Source organism: Pseudoflavitalea rhizosphaerae (assembly GCF_003991355.1).
In the GTDB taxonomy this organism is placed as follows: Bacteria; Bacteroidota; Bacteroidia; order Chitinophagales; family Chitinophagaceae; genus Pseudobacter; species Pseudobacter rhizosphaerae.
On record NZ_RCSU01000003.1, the window covers coordinates 451,744 to 472,709 of the forward strand.

Sequence of the window (20,966 nt, forward strand, 5' to 3'; positions counted from 1 at the left end):
TACATATTTTTGCCCTCATGCAAATCGACATCCTCATTATAGGCCAGGGCATTTCAGGAACCTTCCTCAGTTGGTATCTCCAACAGGAAGGTTTCTCTTTTTTGGTGATCGACCAACCACAATCCAATACAGCCTCCAAAGTGGCGGCTGGCGTGATCAATCCCGTTACCGGACGGCGCATCGTCAAAACCTGGATGATCGATGAAGTACTGCCCTTCGCATTGAATGCTTACCGGGAGCTCGGGGAATCAATCGGCGTAACCGCCATCGAACAAAAAAATGTGATCGACTTTTTCCCAACTCCTCAAATGAAAGTGAGTTTCGATAAAAGATTTGAAGAAGACCAGCAATATCTCGCAAAGCCGGCGGACGAGAACAATTTCCGCCCATGGTTCAATTATGATTTTGGTTACGGGGAAATACAACCTGCCTATCTCGTGAATCTCCCGGGCATCCTGCCCGCTTACCGGCAACGCCTGATTAAAAACAATCAGCTCCGCGAAGAATGGTTCGATCACGAACAACTGCAGGTGAGCAACCACAATATCCAATACAAGGACCTAACGGCAACGTACATACTTTTTGCTGATGGAATGAATTCTTCAACATCACCTTATTTCAGCGCTTTGCCCTTCGCTCCCAACAAAGGCGAAGCGCTCTGGCTGGAGATCCCCGGCCTTCCTGGCACGCATGTGTTCAAGCGCGGCTTCAGCCTGATACCCTGGAGCAGGGATATTTTCTGGCTTGGCTCCACTTATCTCTGGGAATTTGACAATATCAATCCAACACCCGGCTTCCGCCAGTTTGCAGAAACCTGGTTGAAACAAACAGTAAAACTTCCTTATAAATTTTTAGACCATAAAGCCGCTGTCCGTCCCGCAACGCTTGAACGCAGGCCATTCGTAGGTTTTCATCCAATTCATCAACAAGTGGGGATTTTCAATGGAATGGGAACCAAAGGGTGCTCACTGGGTCCCTTCTTTGCTCAACAATTGGCCAGGTATCTGCGTTATGGTACTGGCATTACGCCGGAGGCGGATGTTCAAAGATTCAAAAGGACCCTTTCCAGGTAAGCAAATTCAAAAGGCAATAATGTAACAGTGGCGAAGCCTGGCCCCGGATCACAGGCCCTGAAGGTGTGAAAGAATTCCCCGATAAAGAACTGGAGTTATGATCCGCTACCGCTGTTCCAATAAAGCCGTAGGAGCATAACCAAATTGCTTCTTGAAAGCGAAAGAGAAATGTGACAGGTTTTCAAATCCTACTTCATGGCATACATCCATTGGTTTCGCTTTTTTTTGTGAGAGATGGAAATGCGCCAGCTCCAGCCGCTTTTGTGTCAGCCATTTTTGTGGAGTGGTTTGAAAAATTTTCTTGAAATCCCTTTTAAAAGTGGTAAGGCTTCTGCCTGTGAGATATCCAAATTTTTCCATCGGCATATTGAACATGTAGTTCTTCTCCATGAATCCCAGCAGGTCTATTTTCCCCGGCTCTTCAAAATTACCCAGCACTGTATCGATCTTTTTATCGATAGAACGCAGGATAGTAATGGCTTCCGTGATCTTCAACGAAGCAATATCTTCCGGGAAAGCTTCTTTCATTTCAAAATAAGGGATCAACGAAGCGAGGCAACTTTTCAATAAAGGATGTTCATCAAAGCTCATGATCCTGGGCTGTGGCGCAGCTATTGGTTTGAAATGAATATTATCATAGAATTTTTTCAATCTCTCAGTGGTAAGGTGCATCACCACTGTTTTATGCGGCTGCCCATCCTTTGGATAATTGATGATGGTGGCCAGCTGATTCCTGGGGATGAGAAAAATATCACCTGTTCTGAAAACGCGCGTGCCATCAGTTTGCACAATTTTCGTTTCTCCTGAAATGAACCAGATCAGCATATGATGCTCGAAAGCAATCTCCGATTTGAAGAATTTGTCTTCATAACAACTGAGCTTGATATCCGGTGTGATGTATTGCGCCTGGTACTCCATGATAAATAAGACGCAAAAGTTACGTAAAGTTCAGAAGAAACTTGCCAATTCAGGGAGCAGTCGCTTGCCTCCGGCGAGTGACGGGTATTTGTTCGCCTCCGGCGAACACCGCGTCGCCGGAGGCAACTAAACAAAAGTCACTCGCCGGGAGGCGAGCGACTGCTCCCCGGCGATACTGTTATTACAATAAAATGTAGAAAAGTAGATATTATCGCTAGGCGGCAATTTTATGCATGTTCAATATTACCAGCGGGTCCTGCTTCAGCAGTTTGCTCATGGCAGTAAAGAGTGCTGGCAGTTCTTCACGCATCCGGAGCGGGTTCTCGAAGAACACTTCCACACTCACGGCCCAGAATTCGTGATAATTGGTGCCGGCATAATCTCCGAGTATATTCTTTTCTCCCCGTTGCATGCCTTCAAAAATCGGACGCGCTACTTTGGAGAAATTCTTGAACTCCTTTTTGAAATGCTTGTCTTCTTCCGTTTGGGTGATGAAGTTCACATACGTGAGGGCATGTCCCATTTCATGCAGGCCCACATTGCAGTTGGGCATTTCACCATTCACACCTTTCATGAAATTGTCCCAGCTGAGATAAATACCGCTATGGTCCACATGCCCCTGGAAAGGACGCGAGTAGAACCCATAATGGTAATCATCTTTCAATACATAGATATCGCGGAAATAATTGAGCAGGAATTTATCCAGCCCGAAAGTCAGCTGCACAGAAACGGCGCTGATCAGGATAGGCATTTCGCTGCTCTCCTGTACTTCTATATAATGAAAACGCTTCGCTTTGCGGAACAGGAAGGTGCGGAAGAGGAATTTTCGCTGGTCCTCCAGCGTTAGACGAGTGTAAAATTTCAGGTGTTGGGAAACAATAGAATGGTAGAAAGGCTCCTGGGTAAGGAACGATTTGTGTTGCCGCTTTACATAAAACCGGTTAAAACACTCGGTCACCGGTCCATGAAGCAGGATAATAGCAATCACCACCAGGGAAATGACCAAAATTTCCATAAGGCTCATTTTTCTTTTCGTGAATAGAGAGGTACGTTGCGTCAACGGTGGCTTTCACAAAGAATGGATTCGTTACGGTGGCGTTTCAGGGGAGGTGGAAGGAGAGTTTTTAGTAACTGAATCGGGAACAAAATAGAAAGAATAATTTGAAAATGGAAGTACCCCCACACAAAATTATGAAAGCATTACCTTTGCCTCCCCCACTGCTCCCAAAGCATTGGTTTACTATTGATATTATAAAAAATCAACATAAGCATGTACAGAACTCATACCTGTGGCGAACTGCGCATCGCACAACAGGGCCAGGAGGTTACGCTGGCCGGATGGATACAGAGCGTTAGAAAATTCGGAAGTATCACATTCGCCGACCTGCGGGACAGATATGGCATTACACAACTGCTTTTTGGAGAAGAACTTAACCAGCAACTGGACCAGCAACCACTCGGACGTGAGTTTGTGGTACAGGCCAAAGGTATTGTTACAGAAAGGACCAATAAGAATCCCAATATCCCAACTGGCGATATCGAGATCAATATCACTTCTTTTACTATTCTCAATAAATCAGCAGTACCTCCCTTCACCATCCAGGATGAAACCGACGGTGGGGATGACCTGCGCATGAAATACCGTTACCTCGACCTTCGCAGGAATATCGTGAAGAAGAACCTTGAGCTGCGTTTCGCCGTGGCCAAAGCCGCCCGCGAATACCTGAACAATAACCAGTTCATGGATATCGAAACCCCCTTCCTCATTAAATCTACTCCCGAAGGAGCACGCGATTTTGTGGTGCCTTCACGAATGAATGCAGGACAATTCTATGCTCTTCCCCAAAGCCCGCAAACCTTCAAGCAATTGCTGATGGTGAGCGGATACGATCGTTATTACCAGATCACTAAATGCTTCCGCGATGAGGACCTCCGCGCAGACCGCCAGCCCGAGTTCACGCAGATCGACTGTGAAATGAGTTTCGTGGAGCAGGAAGATATCCTCAACATGTTCGAAGGCATGGTGAAACATATCTTCAAAACAGTAAAGAATATCGACTATACAGAACCGGTAGCCCGCATGACCTGGGAAGACGCCATGTGGCAATATGGGAACGATAAGCCGGATATCCGCTTCGGCATGCAACTGCTGAATATCAAATCCGCTTTTACCCTCAATAATGAACTGCCTGCAAAAGGACAACTGCTGGAAGGCACGGACTTCAAAGTGTTCAACGATGCAGAAACTGTGATCGCCATTGCTGTTCCCGGCTGCGCTGAATATACACGCAAACAAACCGATGAACTAACGGATTGGGTTAAGCGACCACAGATCGGTATGCAGGGACTTGTATATATTAAATGTACAGCCGGTGAAAATGGAACCATCAGCTATAAGAGCAGCGTAGATAAATTTTTCAATGAGCAACAACTGAGCGCTATTGCCACAGCTGCAGGCGCTAAAGCCGGTGACCTGGTGCTGATCCTGGCGGGCCGTGAAGAACGCACCCGCAAAGCAGCCAGCGAGCTTCGCCTCGAAATGGGTGAACGCCTCGGCTTCCGGAAAAAAGATGAATTCAAATTACTCTGGGTAATGGACTTCCCGCTTTTCGAATATGCTGAAGACGATAACCGCTGGGTTGCCCGCCACCACCCGTTCACAGCGCCCAAGCCTTCGCATATCCAGACCATGATCGATAACGATCCCATAATCCATGATGCAGCCAGATACCTGGAACATCCTTACAATCATATCAAAGCGAATGCCTATGATATGGTATTGAATGGGAACGAGATCGGCGGTGGTTCCATCCGCATCTTCCAGCGCGAGTTGCAGGAGAAGATGTTCGCGGCACTGGGCATGAGCAAGGAAGAAGCCTTACACAAATTCGGGTTCCTTCTCGGAGCCTTCGAATACGGCGCCCCCCCGCACGGTGGCATCGCATTCGGCTTCGACCGCACCTGCGCCATCCTCGGTGGCAGCGAAAGTATCCGCGACTTCATCGCTTTCCCCAAGAACAACAGCGGCCGCGATGTGATGCTGGATGCACCTGCCTCCATCGACGAAAAGCAATTGGATGAACTGTCCATCAAACTGGATGTGAAAAACACGAACTGATGAAATCATTGCTCCTGTATCGGATCCTCAGCTATGCGTTGCTCCTGGTAGCCGGCTTTCTTGCCCTGATGCTCCTGGCCGTGATACCAGCTGCCCTGGCCAATCCTGTGCTGCTACTGTTCGTGTTCCTGATCGCCTGCGTGATCATTTACAGCTATACCAGTTTCCGTTTCCTGCAACGCGGCATCGACCGCAGGATGTACTGCAAACCGCAACTGCGCGACCTGATGAAAGTGAACAGCTACTTCACTGTTGGCATCGCAGTACTCTTCATCATGCAATCCATCACATTGCTGGGGAATCCACATCTGGCCGATGATGCAGCCACCCAGGCCCTGGACAATATGCCACCCGAAGCCAATTTCGGAAAGGAAGAAATACTCAAAACGCTGCGATTCATAGAACGTTTCTTCCTGATCTACGGCATCGTGCTGCTCACGCATATTTTTATCACTTACTATTATCTGAAGTTGTTCAAAGGGGTTTTCGAACAGCCAGGTAATGATGCTGAATAATCAGCCTGTGGTGGGCTGACTAAGAAAGCCGAGAGCCGGCAGTCGCTCGCCTCCCGGCGAGTGACTTCTATTTGTTCGCCTCCGGCGAACACCGCGTCGCCAGAGGCGACTAATTAAAACTCACTCGCCGGGAGGCGAGCGAGTGGGCACAGCGAAATGAAATGTAATAACCTTTTTAGTCAGCCCCGCCACACTCTGCACTTTGCTTTTCATTAGCTAATATTTTTAGTAACTTCGCCCTTCCTATGGCAGCTACATCCATTCCTTTGGCGGAGCGACTAAGGCCCGAGAGCCTCGATGAACTGGTGGGACAACAACATCTCGCCGGCAAGGGCAGTATCCTGCGCACTTCCATCGAGCAGGGCAAAGTACCCTCCATGATCCTCTGGGGCCCACCCGGCACCGGTAAAACCACTATTGCCAATATCATCGCACATACCCTGCAGCTTCCTTTCTTCACCCTCAGCGCCATCAGTGCAGGCGTGAAAGATGTTCGTGAAGTGATCGATATTGCAAAGCGGACAGATAAAGCGATCCTCTTCATCGATGAGATCCATCGATTCAACAAAGGACAACAGGATGCGCTGCTCGGAGCAGTTGAAAAAGGCACCATCACCCTGATCGGCGCCACTACCGAGAACCCCAGCTTTGAAGTGAACAGCGCCCTCCTCAGCAGGAGCCAGGTTTATGTGCTTAAGCCCCTTGAAGAATCAGACCTGGTGAAACTGTTGCAACATGCCATGCAGGATGATGAGCTGCTCAGTCAGAAGAACATTGAGCTGAAAGAAACTTCCGCACTCATCAATATCTCAGGTGGCGATGCCCGGAAACTGCTCAACCTCTTTGAACTGGTGATCGATACGCTCAGTACCGGAAATGCTGGAGATGCAGATCATCCCATCGTAGTCACTGATAATGACGTAATGGAAATTGCGCAACAACGCATTGCCATGTACGACAAAGGCGGAGAACAGCATTACGATATCATTTCCGCCTTCATCAAATCCATCCGGGGCAGTGATCCTAACGCTGCCGTATACTGGCTTGCGCGTATGATCGAAGGAGGGGAAGATGTGAAATTCATCGCCAGGAGACTGGTGATACTGGCCAGTGAGGATATCGGCAATGCCAATCCCACCGCGCTGGTGATGGCCAATACCACTTTCGATGCCGTGAATAAGATCGGTTATCCTGAATCGAGGATCATTCTCAGCCAGTGTGCCGTGTACCTTGCCTCATCTCCCAAGAGCAATGCATCCTATATGGCCATCAACGAAGCCATTGCCGCTGTGCATCAGCACGGCGATCTGCCGGTGCCCCTGCATATCCGTAATGCCCCTACCAAACTGATGAAGAACCTCAACTATGGCAAGGGCTACCAGTATTCCCATAATTACGATAATAATTTCGCCCAACAGGAATACCTGCCGGATACACTGGCGGGCCGCGCATTCTATACTCCCGGGAAAAATGCCAGGGAAGATGAACTTCGCCGTTATCTGAAAAATCTCTGGAAAGACAAATACGGTTATTAATCCAACTTAAACAGCCATCATGCCTTCTACCACCTGGTCAGTTAAACCATTTGCAGCGCTCACACCTGCTGAACTCTATGCCATCCTTCGCCTCCGCAGCGAAGTTTTTGTTGTGGAGCAGCAATGTGTTTTCCTGGATATGGATAATAAAGACCAGCAATGTTCCCACCTCATGGGATGGCAGGGTGAATTATTGGCTGCATCCACCAGGCTGGTGCCACCGGGGATTTCCTATGAGCTTCCATCTATTGGTCGCGTGGTATCATCTCCGTTAGTTCGCGGTACCGGAATAGGAAGAGAATTGATGCAAAGAAGTATCGATGAGGTAAAATTACGATGGGGATCATACGATATCAAAATAGGAGCACAACTATACCTGAAACAATTCTACAGCTCACTTGGGTTTGAACAAACCAGTCCAATTTATTTGGAAGACAATATTGAACACATAGAGATGATACGTTATAACTCGCGCTGAGCAAGCTTTTCCACAATTATTTCACAACAATAATTTTTTTTGTGCGCAACACACAAAAAAGCACAATTCTGCGTTTATACTATCGCATAGTGGTGTTATTGATGATATAACACATGATCCATTGACCGTCTGAAAACTAAAAATCTAATATCTCATGAAACAGCATCTACGCTTTTCTGTAGGGAAGCGCTGGGTATTATCGCTTGCGGTTCTCTGTGGTAGCCTGCCCGCATTCAGCCAGTATGGAGAGAAGTCTTCTTCCTGGGAAATTGGAGCAACCCTGGGCCCTTCCAACTTTTTGGGAGACCTTGGTGGTAACGCAGGAAAGGGAACCACCTTCCTCAAGGATAATAACTTCCCGATGACCAACCTTACTTATGGCCTGTATGTAACCTATCAACCCACCGAATGGCTCGGATTCAGGCTGGCAGGGAATTTCGGAAAACTTGAAGGTGATGATGCCATCATCAAAGGCAAGGGCGGATATGAAGAAGCCCGTAAATCACGTAACCAGGATTTCCGTTCCAGATTCACTGAAGGCCTTCTGCTGGCAGAAATATATCCAACAGTGTTTTTGGAGTATGATCCCTCTGATGTATTCCGCAAATTGCGTCCATACGCAGTTGGAGGTGTTGGTATTTTCAAATTCAATCCACAGGGAAAAGATCCGCTTACCGGCAGATATGTTGACCTCAATCCACTGAGCCTGGAAGGTCAGGGCTTTGCAGAGTATCCAGACAGAAAGATTGCAAAACTGACGCAGATGAACTTACCACTGGGCGTTGGTGTGAAATATTTCCTCAATGAAAAGGTTAGCCTCAGCGCCGAAGTAATTCACAGAACTACTTTCACTGACCAAATCGACGGTGTAAGCACAGATTATATCGATCCTGCATTGTTCTATAAATACTTCCCCGTTGCGAAAGCCCAACTGGCTACAAGAATGGCCAATAAGAATGTGGATGGTAGTCCATACCACGCTCCGGGAAAACAAAGAGGGAACCCCTCTCAGAATGATGCTTACTATACTTTTGGTATCAAGCTGGGCATCAGGTTAGGCAGTGGTGATGGTTATAACAATTCAACCCGTTGTCCGATCAGGTTCTAGTCCAAATAAAATTTTTAGTTGATCCGTACCCTTTAATAATTGCACTGTTCAATTAATATAAGCCTATGCAATTATTTGTACCCTACAGAAAACATCGATCGTTTCATATTGTATCCGTCCTGGCGCTTTCAATAACGCTGGCAACAACCTCCTCCTCTGCCGCAGCACAGCCGGCTTCACCGCAGGCTGCCACCCGCGACTCCATTGTTGTTCAGAAGAAAGTGACCAGTAAAAAACATAAGGTAAAACTCTTTCCAAACGCTAAGCACGAAGCATTGTTCTTCAATGCTGAAGGCGTAGAAGGCAGAGTATACCAGTTCTACCTGTTCAACGTGGAAGGAAAACTCGTTAAGCAGGCGAATATCAAAAACAATCAGACCACTATTGTTCGCAACTTAGAAAAAGGTAATTACCTGTTTGAAGTGTTCAGTGATGATGAGCGGATCGAAAACGGGCAGGTGATAGTACTATAAGATAGTTCTTTGCTTTTCCATAACTAATAGCCAGTAAGCAGCGGGGAAATTAGTAAAATCCAATAATCCGGTTGAGTCAAACCTGGTCCGTTCCCTATATTTTCAGTACCCAAGTCAAAAAAGATTTTATTGATCACTCCCTGCTCTTGCTTACTGGTAAAAGCAAACAAATTTCTTCTGGTTCTTCCAGTATCCTCAGTGGCCGGCGATGAGCAATTGCCGGCCATTTGTTTTTTTATAAAGTGTATAATCTCTTACAGGAGAGCGTTGGCCACTTCTTCCCAATTATGCAGCCTTTCATAATCCTCCACATCTTTGTTATGTGCAGCATCGAAAAGATAAGGCTTGCCGGTAAAATGCACCAGGTTCTTCGTATGATCATCGATGAGATAATCCCCCACGCAAAGACGCTTGTCGCCACAAAGCACCACCTGCTTCCAACTGATAAAGGAGAAATGATCCCCCAGCCAATCGATCTTATCTTTCAGTGAATTGGGGAATTCCGTAGCAGCAGATACGATGAAGAGTTCATATTTTTTATTGATCTCAGCCAGCACACGCTGACTGTCTTTCATCAACGGCAGATGGCGGAAGAAGCCGGGCTCATTCAATCTTGCCCTGATAAGATGCTGGTGCTGTTCTGGGAATCCGTTTGCCCAGGAGCCTTTCATTTTCGAGTAATCCACTCCGAGACCATATTCTTTCTTATACCAGTCGATCATTGCAGTCATCGGGTCTGCAATCACTTCATCCATGTCAACCAAAACTCTTTTCATAATTATCCTTCGTCTGAATTTATAATTCGTCTTTCAGGAATTTGCCGGTGAAACTTTCTTTTACGTTCACCAGACCTTCGGGCACACCTTCATACAGAATGCGGCCGCCGCCATCACCACCTTCCGGGCCGAGATCGATAAGATGGTCAGCTACTTTGATCACATCCATATTGTGCTCTATCACCAGCACTGTATTACCACGCTCTACCAGTTTATTGAGCACATCCAGCAGGTGCTGGATATCTTCAAAGTGAAGCCCTGTAGTGGGCTCATCGAGAATATAGAATGTTTTACCGGTATCGCGCTTACCCAGTTCAGTGGCCAGCTTCACGCGCTGTGCTTCGCCACCACTAAGGGTTACAGCAGATTGTCCCAGGGTGATATAACCCAGGCCAACTTCTTCCAGTACTTTGATCTTACGGTAGATATAAGGAACATTCTCGAAGAATACTACGGCATCTTCCACCGTCATGTCCAGCACGTCGCTGATGGATTTGCCTTTATAACGGATCTCCAGGGTTTCACGGTTGTAGCGTTTACCCTGGCATTTTTCGCAGGGAACATACACGTCCGGCAGGAAGTTCATTTCAATCACACGCATACCGCCACCTTCACAAACATCACATCTTCCTCCTTTCACGTTGAAAGAGAAACGGCCCGCATTGTATCCGCGGATCTTTGCTTCTGGCACTGCCGCAAACAAAGTTCTGATATCAGTAAAGAAGCCGCAGTAAGTGGCAGGATTACTTCTGGGTGTACGTCCGATGGGCGACTGATCTATCTCGATCACCTTATCGATATTCTCCAGTCCTTTTACAGACTTGTAAGGCATCGGTGTCATGCGGCTGTTGTACGCATGTTTGCTGAGGATGGGATACAGCGTTTCATTGATGAGCGTGCTCTTGCCACTGCCACTTACACCGGTCACCACAATGAATTTCCCCAGCGGGAATTTCACATTCACATCTTTCAGGTTATTGCCTTTGGCTCCTTTGATCTCCAGGGATTTTCCGTTTCCTTTTCTTCTTTCTTTAGGCACTGCGATGCCGCGATGTCCATTGAGGTAGGAAGATGTAAGCGTATCCAGTTTCAGCAGGCTCTGCGGATTGCCCTGCGCCACTACTCTTCCGCCATGATAGCCGGCTTTCGGGCCGATATCTACCAGGTGATCGGCAGCCATCATAATATCCTTATCGTGTTCCACTACCAGCACGCTGTTGCCGATATCGCGGAGATTCTGCAAGGCAGTGATGAGACGCTGGTTATCGCGCTGGTGCAGGCCAATGCTGGGTTCATCCAAAATATAAGTGATCCCCTGTAATTGCGAGCCGATCTGTGTTGCCAGGCGGATACGCTGGCTCTCGCCGCCGCTCAGCGTGCGGCTGGCGCGGTTCAGCGTAAGATAGGTCAATCCAACATCCAGCAGGAATTGTACTCTTTCGCGGATCTCTTTGAGGATATCCTTCGCAATCACATTTTGCTTGTCGCTCAGCCTGTCTTCAATATCATTGAACCAGACCATGAGCTTATCAAGATTGAATTCGCTAAGCTCTGAAATATTCTTTCCATCCACTTTGAACCAGAGGCTTTCCTTTTTCAGCCTGGCGCCATCGCAGCTGGGGCAAGCTTTCAGTTCCATGAACTGTTCTACCCACTGCCGGATGGCATCGCTGGAACTGGCCGCAAACCAGCGTTTGAGCTGGGGAACGATGCCTTCGAACTCAGTCATGTAAAGGTTAGCCTCAGTATCTACTGAATCAAAATCGAGGTGCTCTTCATCTTCTGGTCCGGTTTCATTGCCATACAATAAAATGTTCATTGCTTTGGCAGGAAGGTCCTTCACCGGCACATCCATTTTGAATTTATGTTTCTTCGCCAGTTGTTGTACCTGTTTGAAGATGGTGTTCTCCCTTTCTTCGCCCAATGGTGCAATACCGCCTTCATTGATGCTAAGCGAAGGATCGGGGATGACAGCGTCCATACTTACCTGGTAGACCACCCCAAGTCCCTTACAGGTGGGGCAGGCACCATAAGGGCTGTTGAACGAAAATGAGTTGGGAGAAGGCTCTTCGTAACTGATGCCTGTGTCTTCACACATCAGTTGTTTGGAGTACTGGATCACTTTATCGCTGTCGTTCACCAGGAGGAACATCAGGTCTTTCCCGGTCTGCAAAGTTTTCTGAACACTCTGGCTGAGGCGGAGTTTCATATCAGGAGAAACAGGGAGCCTGTCTACCACTACTTCGATATCGTGGATCTTGTAACGGTCTACCTGCATCTTCGGCACCAGGTCTTTCACTTCACCATCTACCCTCACTTTGAGATAGCCTTTCTTGCGGATGTCTTCGAAAAGCTCGCGATAATGACCCTTACGGCCACGCACAAGCGGCGCGAGCAGGGTGATCTTTTTTCCGCTGAAGCGCTGGAACACGTTACTCACTATCTCCTCTTCGGAGAACTTCACCATTTTTTTCCCGGTATTGTAGCTGTAAGCCTCACCGATACGTGCGTACAGGAGACGCATAAAATCGTATACCTCGGTGATGGTGCCTACGGTGGATCGCGGGTTCTTATTGGTGGTTTTCTGTTCGATGGAGATGACCGGAGAAAGTCCCGTGATCTTATCAACATCCGGTCTTTCCATATCGCCGATGAACTGTCTGGCATAAGCGCCGAAACTTTCCATGTAGCGGCGTTGCCCTTCGGCATAGATGGTATCGAATGCGAGGGAAGATTTTCCGCTGCCGGAGATACCTGTGATCACCACTAATTTATTTTTTGGAATACTGATGTCGATATTCTTGAGATTGTGTACCCGGGCTCCAAAGACATCGATCATTTCCTGCTGTGTGGTTCCGTTATTTTGTCCGTTTTCACCTGACACTGCCTTGTTTACTTTCACATTTGCCATAATTGCAGAGGCTGTATTTAAATTTTTTCCGGGATATTATTTTAATGAGATATCTACACAAATTGCAGTCCTAACCGGGAAAACATCAAAGATAAGAACAAAAGGCGGGCGGAAAAGTTGTAGCAATCTTACTACTTTTTGGTACTCAGGTTCAAGGAGATAGGTGACAAAATGGTAATGTGGTATAAAAATTGAAAGCGCAAGGATGAGTTTTCAAGATCAGGTGGATATTCTGATTTTCGGATTGTAACTTTTTTTGATGAGTTTTGCAGCATCATGAAGCCCGCTCTGATAATTAGCGAACACTCAGTTCATTAGAAAGTTACCTTGATTACATTAAAAAAAAAGACTATGAAATTACTCAAAAACACCCTGACAGGACTTATGGCAGCTTCAGTTTTATTAGCTGGCTGCAGCAGCATGAACAAAACACAAAAAGGAGCAGTGATTGGAACGGCAGGTGGCGCCGCGGCAGGTGCTATCATCGGAAAAGTGGCAGGTAATGCGGCACTGGGCGCTATCATTGGTGCAGCAGTGGGTGGTGTAACCGGTACTGTGATCGGAAAGAAAATGGACAAACAAGCTGCTGAGATCAAAAACGAAGTACCAGGCGCCACCGTTGAGCGTGTTGGTGAAGGTATCGTTGTTGAATTTGCAGACAAGAACGCCGTACTGTTCGGCTTCGACAAGGCAGACCTTACTCCTGCAACAGAGAACAGCCTGAACAAACTGGTTCAGATCCTGAAAGAGTATCCTGATACCAACATCGAGGTTCAGGGTCATACTGATTCAAGAGGTACCGATGAGTATAACATGCAACTTTCCCAGAGAAGGGCAACTTCTGTTGCCGGCTATCTCACCAGGAATGGCGTTGCTTCCAGCCGTGTAACTACCAAAGGTTATGGCGAATCAGCTCCCGTAGCTACCAATGATACGGACGAAGGCCGCGCACAAAACCGTCGCGTGAACTTCCTGATCACCGCCAATGAGAAGATGAAAGCTGATGCAAAGAAAGAATCAAACAATTAATTAGCATTTTACTCGTTTTTGCATATTGTGCTTATTTAACATGAGAAAATTGAAATTAAACAGGGAAACTGAGATCAATTACTTATTTATAATCCAGCCCTAATTTCAATTCTTAAATTAAAAACCAAAAAATGAAAAGGAAATTTTTGGCTCTTAGCGCAGTTTTAGCTCTGACGGCAGGCGCAGTATCCGCACAAAGTAAAACCACTTTCGGTGTTCGTGCAGGTGCAAACTTCACAAATCTGAATGGCAAAGATGAAGAAGATAACAAACTTGAGAACAAAATGAAGGTAGGCTTCCACGTTGGTGTGAACGCTGAAATCCCTCTCGCTGATGAGTTTTATCTTCAACCAGGAGTATTATTCAGCACCAAAGGAGCAAAACTTGATGGAGAAGGAGATGTAAAAATGAATCTCGGCTATATCGAGGTTCCTGTAAATTTTCTCTACAAAGCTGATCTGGGAGAAGGTAAACTTCTGCTTGGCGTAGGACCTTATGTAGGGATTGGTATCACAGGCAAAGTAAAAGGTGATGGTGGCGAAGCTGACATCAAGTTCACCAATGATGCCAAAATGGAAGACATGGGCAAGGTTCCATTGAAGCGTATCGATGCTGGTGGTAACCTGCTTTTTGGTTATGAGTTTGCCAACAAGTTCTCTGTACAACTGAATGCTCAGTTAGGTATGCTCAATCTGGTGCCGAAATTCGAAGGCGAAAAACCAGAAAACGAAAAAATCAAGAACACCGGCTTCGGTGTATCTGTAGGCTACAGATTCTAAACGGTCTCATTCCGCCGTAATAACAACCTGGAGACTTCGGTCTCCAGGTTTTTTTGTTTATATCGATTTGCTCATTATCTTTGCGCCAGTTCTTTTTACATCTCTTATCAAGAAAGGCAGAGGGAAATGGCCCGATGAAGCCTTGACAACCTATTCTTTACGTCAGCAATGCCGGAAAGAAAAAGGTGCCAATACCACCGTTCAACAACGGACTGATAAGTCAGATAATAGCTTCAAACAATACGCCTTCAAAACATATTGAAAAGCTCTTCCTGACTATCGGAAGAGTTTTTTTTTGCCCCTGCCGGTATGCTTAACAGCCCCGGTACATCCGCAAAACAACGCTCTCCGATCGTTCTCCACTCTTGATAATGGCTGTCGCAGAACACTGTCTATTCAACAATCATCAACGATGGTGCTCACTGAAAAAAAACAACAACAAAAGCATCATCACAAAAACTGTTTATCATGCAAGCGACAACACAACTCATTCACAGCATTCCTGTTGATCCACTCACCGGAGCTGTATCCGTGCCCATCTATCAAACCTCCACCTTCGTGCAGGAGGCACCGGGTGTGAATAAAGGGTACGACTATGCGCGCAGCAGCAACCCAACACGCGCCACTCTGGAATCACTGATCGCGCAACTCGAAGGCGGCGCCACAGGCCTCGCATTCGCGTCCGGCCTCGCAGCCATCGATGCGGTTGCAAAGCTCCTCAAAACAGGAGACGAGATCGTTGCCGTAGATGATATCTATGGCGGCGCCTACCGCCTCTTCACACAGGTGTACGAACAATTTGGTATCAAGATCAATTTTGTTGATACTTCCGATCCCGCCAAAGTATTGGATGCCATCACACCCAAAACAAAACTGATCTGGCTGGAAACACCTACCAATCCTACTTTGAAGATCTCAGATATCGAAGCCATTGCCAAAATCGCCAAAGCATGCAATGCCTGGCTTTGTGTGGACAATACCTTCGCTACTCCCGCCCTGCAACAACCGCTGTTGCTGGGAGCCGATATCGTTGTGCATTCCGCCACAAAATATCTCGGAGGCCATAGCGACCTGATAGCAGGACTGGTAGTAACCAAAGATCCCGGGCTCGGCGCACGCATCAAATTCTACCAGAACGCCACCGGCAATATCCTCGGGCCATTCGACAGTTGGCTGGTGATCCGCGGCATAGAAACATTACACCTTCGCATCCGTCAGCACAGCGAAAGCGCACTCGCCATCGCAAAATTCCTGGAGCAACATCCTGCAGTTGACAAAGTGTATTATCCCGGCCTCGCATCACATCCCAATCACGCAACAGCCAAAAAACAATCCAAAGGATTCGGCGGTATCGTGAGCTTCTCATTGAAGAAAGACCATCTCGATGCAGCCACTGCACTTGTTACCAGTACCAATTTGTTCAAACTGGCCGAAAGCCTCGGTGGTATCAAAAGCCTCGTGAGCCATCCAGCCACCATGACGCATAAAACCATCCCCGCCGAAAAGCGCCAGGCGGCGGGTGTTTCAGACAGCCTGATCAGGCTCAGCCTCGGCCTCGAAGATGTTCAAGACCTCATCAGCGATCTCGATCAGGCATTCAATACCAGCGCTGCCAAACTCAAAAAATCAAATACACAGCAAGTAGCAGCCTGTTAAGTTTTTAATATTATGAGCCAGGAAATAATCAAGACGTACAAAGACATCGACCGGACAATTTTGAAAGGCATCCCGAACCCTACAGACCAGGCGTACGAGATAAAGATCAAAATCCCCGAATTCACCTTCCTCGGTGTTAAAGAGCAACCGGACTTTGCAGTGATCTACCTCACCTTCTATCCCGGGAAAAAAGTGATAGAACTGAAATCACTCAAACAATACATCTTCCAGTTGCGCAACATCGTTGCTTCCTACGAGCGACTGATCAATATCATTTATGATGATCTCCAGGCAGCTTACGAACCAGCGCGAATGCGGCTCGTGATGATCTGCAACCCGAGAGGCGGTATCAGTTCCAAACTGACCATCGACTCCGACTGGAAGATCCGCGGCGGAAAAGAAGCCTTCAATGACTGGAAACTCATTGAAGACGAATGGGAAGTAACCATGTAATCTCTATCTGATAAAACACTCAATATATAATCATCAACGATGGACGCACACAAACAATTGACGATCGGCTTATTCGGTTTTGGCGTAGTAGGCGAAGGACTTTACAAAGTGCTGCAGCAAACGCCTTCACTGAAAGCCAGCATAAAGAAGGTATGTATCAAGAACCCGGAAAAGAAACGCAACGCACCAGATTCCCTTTTCACAACTGATAAAGATGTTCTCCTCAACGATCCCGAGATCAATGTGATAGTGGAAGTGATCAATGAATCCGGGCCCGCATTCGATATCGTATCCACCGCCCTCAAAAACGGAAAAGATGTAGTAAGCGCCAGCAAGAAAATGATCGCAGAACATCTCACGGAATTACTGGAACTGCAAAAACAAACAGACCGCTCCTTCCTCTGCGAAGCCGCCGCCTGTGCATCCATCCCCGTGATCCGCAACCTGGAAGAGTATTATGATAACGATCTCCTCCATTCTATCAAAGCTATCGTTAACGGATCCACGAACTTCATCCTCACCAAGATGTTCGAAGAGAACCTGAGCTTCCGCGATGCCCTCATCCTGGCGCAACAGCTCGGCTTCGCTGAATCCGATCCCACTCTCGATGTGGAAGGATACGACGCCGTGAACAAATGGGCCTTCCTCCTCACACACGCTTATGGCATCATTGAACATCCCGATAATATCGTGTTCAATGGTATCCAGAACGTACAGGCAGGAGACGCCAATGTTGCCCGCGAAAAACATTACGATATCAAACTGGTTGCCCAGGCCAAGAAATTACAGAATGGAAAAGTAGCCGCATTCGTATTGCCGCAATTCATCAAACATGATGACCACCTCGCTTTCGTGAAGAACGAATACAATGGCGTGGTGATCGAAAGCGGATTTGCCGACAAACAATTCTTCTACGGCAAAGGCGCAGGCAGCTTCCCTACAGCATCCGCAGTACTGAGCGACCTCTCCGCACTCCGCTACCAGTACAAATACGAATACAAAAAACTCTACCACCACGTTCCGCAGGAACTCACCAACGATTTCTACGTGCGCGTATACGTTAGCTTCGACGACTGGAAATACATCCCAAAAGACAAATTCGAGTGGATCGAAGAATGGCATGCAGAAACCGATCGCAAATACCTGGTAGGTGTGCTGAGCTTCGATGAATTGCGCAGCAACAAATGGTGGAGGGAAAACAATACTTCATTGATCCTTTCGCCGGATGCTATCATCGAAGATGTGGAGATCAGGAAACTAAAAAAGAAAAGCCTGGAACTGGCAGGTATAGTTTAAGGGATGTGATCGAATGATTGAATAATAAAGCGAGGCCGTATCAAATCAATGATACGGCCTCTTCGTTTCCATAGCAATTATTTTCGCTGTGGCCAGTCGCTCGCCTCCGACGACGCGGTGTTCGCCGGAGGCGAACAAATACAAGTCACTCGCCGGAGGCGAGCGACTGCCAGCACCCTGTTATTTTTCAAACAGCTCTTTCAGCTTGTTTTCTATTTTTCCATTTCCATTCTTATCGAACCCGATCTCCTTCATCATGATCTTTCCTTCCGGGCTGATCAGGTATACGGTAGGAACACCTGTTACGGCAAACTCACTGATATAGATCTTTTTGTTGTCCAGCAGTTGCGGCCAGGGCAGTTGCTGCGTATTCAGTTCTTTCAGCCATGCGCTCTTATCTTCATCTATCGATATGCCAACGATCTCGAATTGATCACTTCGATATTTCTTATACACTTCTTTCATGTGAGGGAAAGACGCCTTACAAGGCCCACACCAGCTGCTCCAGAAATCTATCAACACATATTTCCCACGAAAACTGCTGAAAGCAACCGGCTCATCTTTCGGTGTATTCAATGTAAACTCACCTACCTGGTTTCCTGTTACAGCTTTCTTCATTCCTTCTATACGAATGGCTATTGATTCTCCAGCAGCTGTACTCTTCTGGTCAGTCCCCAGCATATTGTAAAGCTTTTCCAGTTCATCCGAAGCAATTACCGCCTGATAGCGTGCAAGAATAAAGGCCCCGATATAAGAATCCGCATGGGCTTCCACAAACCGGCTGATATAAGGCATTAAACATTCGCGGGTCATCTGGAGATGAGCCATGTTCCAGGCCGTATCCTGCTTACCACCGTCTCCCCGCTTACGCTCATCCATCACTGCTTTGATGGAATCCCTGAGCTTTTCCCTTCCTTCTTCAAAATCCTGAAAGGCCATGGCAGAGCGACTGCCTGTGATCTTTCCGGAACGAAGCCCTTTTGTTACATCATCCAGTTTGATTTGAACTGTACCCGGACCATCCACCACTACCGGGAAAGAAGGCGGCCCCTTTCTCAGTTTCGAATCGTATTCTGAATAAATATAAGGTACTGCATCCTTTAGCCAGGGGAAACGGATCTCAAACCGGCCATTCCTGATCTCAACTGAATCCTGCTGCACATTATCACCAAACACATATACTTTCTTATTCCCTTTCAGGTCTCCCTTTATGGTTCCCTTGATTACAACTTTCGGTTGCGCCATAGCGGTAGCAACAAAGCCGGTCAGTATGAAAAACGATACAAATTTTCTCTTATTCATAAGGCATCAATTAAAATGGACGGGTATCGAGCGGGATACCCCAATTCGGATTGAACTTCAGTACAACATTGCTGATGGGCAGGATAAAATCCTTTGAATCGATCGTAGCGGTATAGTTCTGTCCGGCAATGGTATGGGTGATCTGTGTTTTTGACCAGGGTTTACCGGCATCCAGCGTAAATCGTTTGAGATCGAGGAATCTTTTGTAGCCGCCCATCGGCAATTCACGTCTTCTTTCTTCCAGCACCCATTTGATCACTTCATCCTGTGTACCGGCGGTCAATGGCGGCGTACCGGTCTTGAACCTGAATTGACGAAGGGTATTGAGATCGGCAATGGCCAGGCCCAGCTCATTCATTCTTGCATAAGCTTCTGCCCGCATCAGCAGTACTTCAGGCCAGGAGAAGCCCTCTGTCATTTTTGTTTTGCGGAAACGGTAATTGCTGATACGCATACCATCATCATAACCACCGCCCAGTGGCGTTTTGTAGCCGGGGGAATTCAGGTAGAACAAATTGAAGCGGAGATCCGTTGCCTGATCATACAGGGCAATCAGTTCTGCTGAAGGGTATGAAAGCGATCCACCGATACCTGCATCTTTGTCGGTTCCACGGTAGAACAATATTTCCCTGCTGGTCACAGTATTCGTATACGAGTCCTGGGGTGTCAGCAAAAGTGTGGTGGTCCTTTTGGAGGGTGTGGAATCTGCCAGCCTGAATTTATTGTAATCATAAATAACATTCGAGACATTCCCTACAGAAGCCAATGCCAGATTTGTATAATGCAGTACACTATCGTACTTGCGGGTGAAGAGATGGTAATATGCCAGCATCGCCTCACCTGTGGCCTTATTGGCGCGTGAAGGCCAGCCTGCTCTTGCAGGAAGATAAGGCAGGGCTTCATGCAGTTCTTTCAATACTTTGTCAAATACTTCCTGTGTGGTTGAAAGATCGGGAAGCTGCTGATTGATATCTGTACCCAGGAGGTAAGGGATTGTTTTAGCAGAGTTGTCTGCACCCGGTTTGTAAACCGGTCCGTAGATCATACTGGCATTGAAATAACACCAGGCTCTTGCAACCAGCGCCTGGCCAATGGATCTTTTACCCGCCAATTCTCCTTCCTCTGTTTTTTGACCAATGCCACGAATACCTTCAATCAGGTTGTTGAAATAGGATACCTGCGGATAGATGCCCAATACACCTTCGCTCCAGAACTGATCATGATTATTGGGATCTTTGTAGGGTTGACGAAAAATGTAAGCATAGTATCTTTCCACATTGGGATGGCTGTTCAGAATAAAGCCCACTTTTCCCTGTCCTTCCGTGATCTCTATATTATCACCGAGTGAAGTGAGCATGGAGCCTTTGTTATGGTCCAGAAAATTGGATTCAGCGGTATTGGTATTATCGAGGAGCTTGTCAAATTCAGCTACTGTTGCAGGGATCAGTCTTCCTTTCGGTTTTACATCGAGGTATTTTTTGCAGGATCCCAGCATGAATGCCGCAGCAATGAATAGATAATATTTTCGATTGAACATAATAGTTAG

18 protein-coding genes and 1 riboswitch are annotated in these 20,966 nt (G+C 47.0%); of the genes, 12 read left to right on the plus strand and 6 right to left on the minus strand.

The window, feature by feature from the left end; genetic code table 11:
• Nucleotides 1–17: 17 nt before the first annotated feature.
• On the plus strand, nt 18–1,073 hold the full coding sequence (locus tag D9Y29_RS07585) for an NAD(P)/FAD-dependent oxidoreductase (protein ID WP_127126623.1): 1,056 nt from the start codon (nt 18–20) through the stop codon (nt 1,071–1,073).
• A 105-nt stretch (nt 1,074–1,178) separates the two neighbouring features.
• On the opposite strand, the gene D9Y29_RS07590 is transcribed toward D9Y29_RS07585, so the two are convergent.
• The gene (locus D9Y29_RS07590) at nt 1,179–1,991 is read right to left on the minus strand and encodes a helix-turn-helix domain-containing protein (protein WP_127126625.1); all 813 of its coding nucleotides are present in this window, start codon (nt 1,989–1,991) and stop codon (nt 1,179–1,181) included.
• A 214-nt stretch (nt 1,992–2,205) separates the two neighbouring features.
• Nucleotides 2,206–3,006 carry a zinc-dependent peptidase gene (locus D9Y29_RS07595; RefSeq protein WP_164735307.1) on the minus strand — a complete coding sequence of 267 codons (801 nt, stop codon included), beginning with the start codon at nt 3,004–3,006 and terminating at the stop codon, nt 2,206–2,208.
• A 255-nt stretch (nt 3,007–3,261) separates the two neighbouring features.
• Here D9Y29_RS07595 and aspS point away from each other — a divergent pair, with 255 nt between their 5' ends.
• The 6 genes from aspS to D9Y29_RS07625 all read left to right on the plus strand — a co-directional run bounded on the left by aspS (nt 3,262) and on the right by D9Y29_RS07625 (nt 9,218).
• A complete protein-coding gene (aspS, locus tag D9Y29_RS07600; protein WP_127126629.1) occupies nt 3,262–5,109 on the plus strand; it encodes an aspartate--tRNA ligase in 1,848 nt (615 codons plus the stop codon).
• The gene (locus D9Y29_RS07605; RefSeq protein WP_127126631.1) at nt 5,109–5,624 is read left to right on the plus strand and encodes a hypothetical protein; all 516 of its coding nucleotides are present in this window, start codon (nt 5,109–5,111) and stop codon (nt 5,622–5,624) included. Before aspS ends, D9Y29_RS07605 begins: the two co-directional genes overlap by 1 nt.
• Nucleotides 5,625–5,869: 245 nt before the next feature.
• Nucleotides 5,870–7,159, plus strand: a complete 1,290-nt coding sequence (locus D9Y29_RS07610; protein ID WP_127126633.1) for a replication-associated recombination protein A — start codon at nt 5,870–5,872, stop codon at nt 7,157–7,159.
• Between the two features lie 19 nt (nt 7,160–7,178).
• The gene (locus D9Y29_RS07615; RefSeq protein ID WP_127126635.1) at nt 7,179–7,637 is read left to right on the plus strand and encodes a GNAT family N-acetyltransferase; all 459 of its coding nucleotides are present in this window, start codon (nt 7,179–7,181) and stop codon (nt 7,635–7,637) included.
• 154 nt (nt 7,638–7,791) lie between these two features.
• On the plus strand, nt 7,792–8,745 hold the full coding sequence (locus D9Y29_RS07620; RefSeq protein WP_127126637.1) for a DUF6089 family protein: 954 nt from the start codon (nt 7,792–7,794) through the stop codon (nt 8,743–8,745).
• A 65-nt stretch (nt 8,746–8,810) separates the two neighbouring features.
• Nucleotides 8,811–9,218, plus strand: coding sequence for a T9SS type A sorting domain-containing protein (locus D9Y29_RS07625; RefSeq protein WP_127126639.1), 408 nt, complete (start codon nt 8,811–8,813; stop codon nt 9,216–9,218).
• A gap of 254 nt (nt 9,219–9,472) precedes the next feature.
• Here D9Y29_RS07625 and D9Y29_RS07630 read toward each other — a convergent pair whose 3' ends face one another.
• Entirely contained in the window at nt 9,473–9,994 is a 522-nt protein-coding gene (locus tag D9Y29_RS07630) for a 5' nucleotidase, NT5C type (RefSeq protein ID WP_127126641.1), read from the minus strand.
• A 19-nt stretch (nt 9,995–10,013) separates the two neighbouring features.
• The gene (gene uvrA / locus D9Y29_RS07635) at nt 10,014–12,905 is read right to left on the minus strand and encodes an excinuclease ABC subunit UvrA (RefSeq protein ID WP_127126643.1); all 2,892 of its coding nucleotides are present in this window, start codon (nt 12,903–12,905) and stop codon (nt 10,014–10,016) included.
• Nucleotides 12,906–13,256: 351 nt separating this feature from the next.
• Between uvrA and D9Y29_RS07640 the strand changes: the two genes are divergently transcribed.
• The 5 genes from D9Y29_RS07640 (at nt 13,257) to D9Y29_RS07660 (ending at nt 18,118) form a co-directional block, all read left to right on the plus strand.
• Complete coding sequence (locus tag D9Y29_RS07640) at nt 13,257–13,934, plus strand: YiaD family glycine zipper/OmpA-like lipoprotein (protein WP_127126645.1); 678 nt, start codon at nt 13,257–13,259, stop codon at nt 13,932–13,934.
• Between the two features lie 131 nt (nt 13,935–14,065).
• Entirely contained in the window at nt 14,066–14,713 is a 648-nt protein-coding gene (locus D9Y29_RS07645) for a porin family protein (RefSeq protein ID WP_127126647.1), read from the plus strand.
• 101 nt (nt 14,714–14,814) lie between these two features.
• Nucleotides 14,815–14,935, plus strand: a riboswitch (SAM riboswitch).
• Nucleotides 14,936–15,181: 246 nt separating this feature from the next.
• Nucleotides 15,182–16,369, plus strand: a complete 1,188-nt coding sequence (locus D9Y29_RS07650; protein ID WP_127126649.1) for a trans-sulfuration enzyme family protein — start codon at nt 15,182–15,184, stop codon at nt 16,367–16,369.
• Nucleotides 16,370–16,381: 12 nt separating this feature from the next.
• On the plus strand, nt 16,382–16,822 hold the full coding sequence (gene queF / locus D9Y29_RS07655) for a preQ(1) synthase (protein WP_127126651.1): 441 nt from the start codon (nt 16,382–16,384) through the stop codon (nt 16,820–16,822).
• Between the two features lie 39 nt (nt 16,823–16,861).
• Nucleotides 16,862–18,118, plus strand: a complete 1,257-nt coding sequence (locus D9Y29_RS07660) for a homoserine dehydrogenase (RefSeq protein WP_127126653.1) — start codon at nt 16,862–16,864, stop codon at nt 18,116–18,118.
• A 180-nt stretch (nt 18,119–18,298) separates the two neighbouring features.
• On the opposite strand, the gene D9Y29_RS07665 is transcribed toward D9Y29_RS07660, so the two are convergent.
• Together D9Y29_RS07665 and D9Y29_RS07670 are read right to left on the minus strand one after the other, a co-directional pair.
• Entirely contained in the window at nt 18,299–19,420 is a 1,122-nt protein-coding gene (locus D9Y29_RS07665; RefSeq protein ID WP_127126655.1) for a TlpA disulfide reductase family protein, read from the minus strand.
• A 10-nt stretch (nt 19,421–19,430) separates the two neighbouring features.
• A complete protein-coding gene (locus D9Y29_RS07670) occupies nt 19,431–20,957 on the minus strand; it encodes a RagB/SusD family nutrient uptake outer membrane protein (protein ID WP_127126657.1) in 1,527 nt (508 codons plus the stop codon).
• Nucleotides 20,958–20,966 lie beyond the last annotated feature (9 nt).